Genomic DNA, 1,116 nt, shown 5'->3' on the forward strand with positions numbered 1-1,116 from the left:
AACCCTCCGCTAAATCCGCAGCCCGGCTGTCTCAAAACTTCTGACGACGTACAGGCGTCAGCCAGGAAACGCTCGCCGATGCGCTGGGGCTCACCTTTCAGCAGATCCAGAAGTACGAGCGCGGCGCCAACCGCATCAGCGCCAGCAAGCTCTACGACATTGCCAAGACGCTCCAGGTCCCGGTGTCGTTCTTCTTCGACGGTCTGGCTGACCCGATGACCAATGAGGTCGACGAAGTTGGCGCCGCTGCCGAGCGCGTCGTCACCGAGTTCCTTAACACGCCCGAAGGCCTGGAACTGGCCGAAACGTTCCCAAAGATCGGTCGGGGCCGGGTCCGTCGTCAGGTCCTCGATCTCGTCCGCGCCATGGCCGACGAAGGCGCCGACAAGGCCTGACGATCTCTCAGCAGGTGTCTGACGTGGAGCGAGCCTCCGCCTCGAACGCCCGCTTTCCGCCGCGCCGCCAGAGCGCCAGGGTGTGCTCGGCGTCGTCGGCCTTCAACATGGTCGCCAGGAACGTGAAGGCCCCGTAGAGCGCGGCGCGATCATCGCGGGTCAGTTCGACGAGGCCGGACTTCTGAACCAGGCCGCCCAGCTCGATCAGGTGGCGGGTGCGCTCGCGCCGTTTCAGCACCCACGCCCGCGTATCGAGCCTGGCTCGCTGCGCCTCCAAGCGATGGCGTGCGGCCCCGGCCCGGCGCTCGGCGTCATTGCTGGCCGCCAGCGCTTGGCGGAGCGCCATCCTTCCCGCCGCGAAAGAATCCGGCGCCACGCTTCCTCCAACCTTCCTTGCGAGCGGCGTTCCCAGCATCGGCCAAATCGAGAAGCCCGCCCGCCAGGGTGTCGATATCGAGGGCGTCGGCGCCCGTGGCGATCACCAGCTCGCCAAGCTGCCGAACCTTACGATCCTTCAGGGTCTTGGCCTTGTCTTCGAGGCTCTTCAGTTCAGCGTCGAAGTCTCGTGGTTTGCGCATCCCAAGTCTCCAGATTTCGATGATACGCTGATCGTAGAACAGGGCGTCCGGAAATGCTGTAACGTCGCCGGAACACATTGGGACGGTCCGGTCCCTCCCGAGATTTTAATCTTGGAGGGCGCGCTTATACGTCGTGCCGACGT

Annotated in this window: 3 protein-coding genes; 1 reads left to right on the forward strand and 2 read right to left on the reverse strand. The window is 64.6% G+C overall.

All coding sequences use genetic code 11. The features are described 5' to 3' along the window. Positions 1-83 precede the first annotated feature (83 nt). Positions 84-395, forward strand: coding sequence for a helix-turn-helix transcriptional regulator (locus AX690_RS01870; protein WP_156449529.1), 312 nt, complete (start codon positions 84-86; stop codon positions 393-395). A gap of 7 nt (positions 396-402) precedes the next feature. Here the strand turns inward: AX690_RS01870 and AX690_RS01875 are convergent, their stop codons facing one another. Together AX690_RS01875 and AX690_RS01880 are read right to left on the reverse strand one after the other, a co-directional pair. After that, positions 403-741 carry a conjugal transfer protein TraD gene (locus AX690_RS01875; protein WP_082769443.1) on the reverse strand — a complete coding sequence of 113 codons (339 nt, stop codon included), beginning with the start codon at positions 739-741 and terminating at the stop codon, positions 403-405. Continuing rightward, positions 707-973, reverse strand: a complete 267-nt coding sequence (locus AX690_RS01880) for a conjugal transfer protein TraD (RefSeq protein WP_066684308.1) — start codon at positions 971-973, stop codon at positions 707-709. Before AX690_RS01880 ends, AX690_RS01875 begins: the two co-directional genes overlap by 35 nt. Between the last annotated feature and the right edge of the window lie 143 nt (positions 974-1,116).

It is taken from the genome of Caulobacter sp. CCH9-E1 (assembly GCF_001556515.1).
Classification (GTDB): Bacteria; Pseudomonadota; Alphaproteobacteria; order Caulobacterales; family Caulobacteraceae; genus Caulobacter.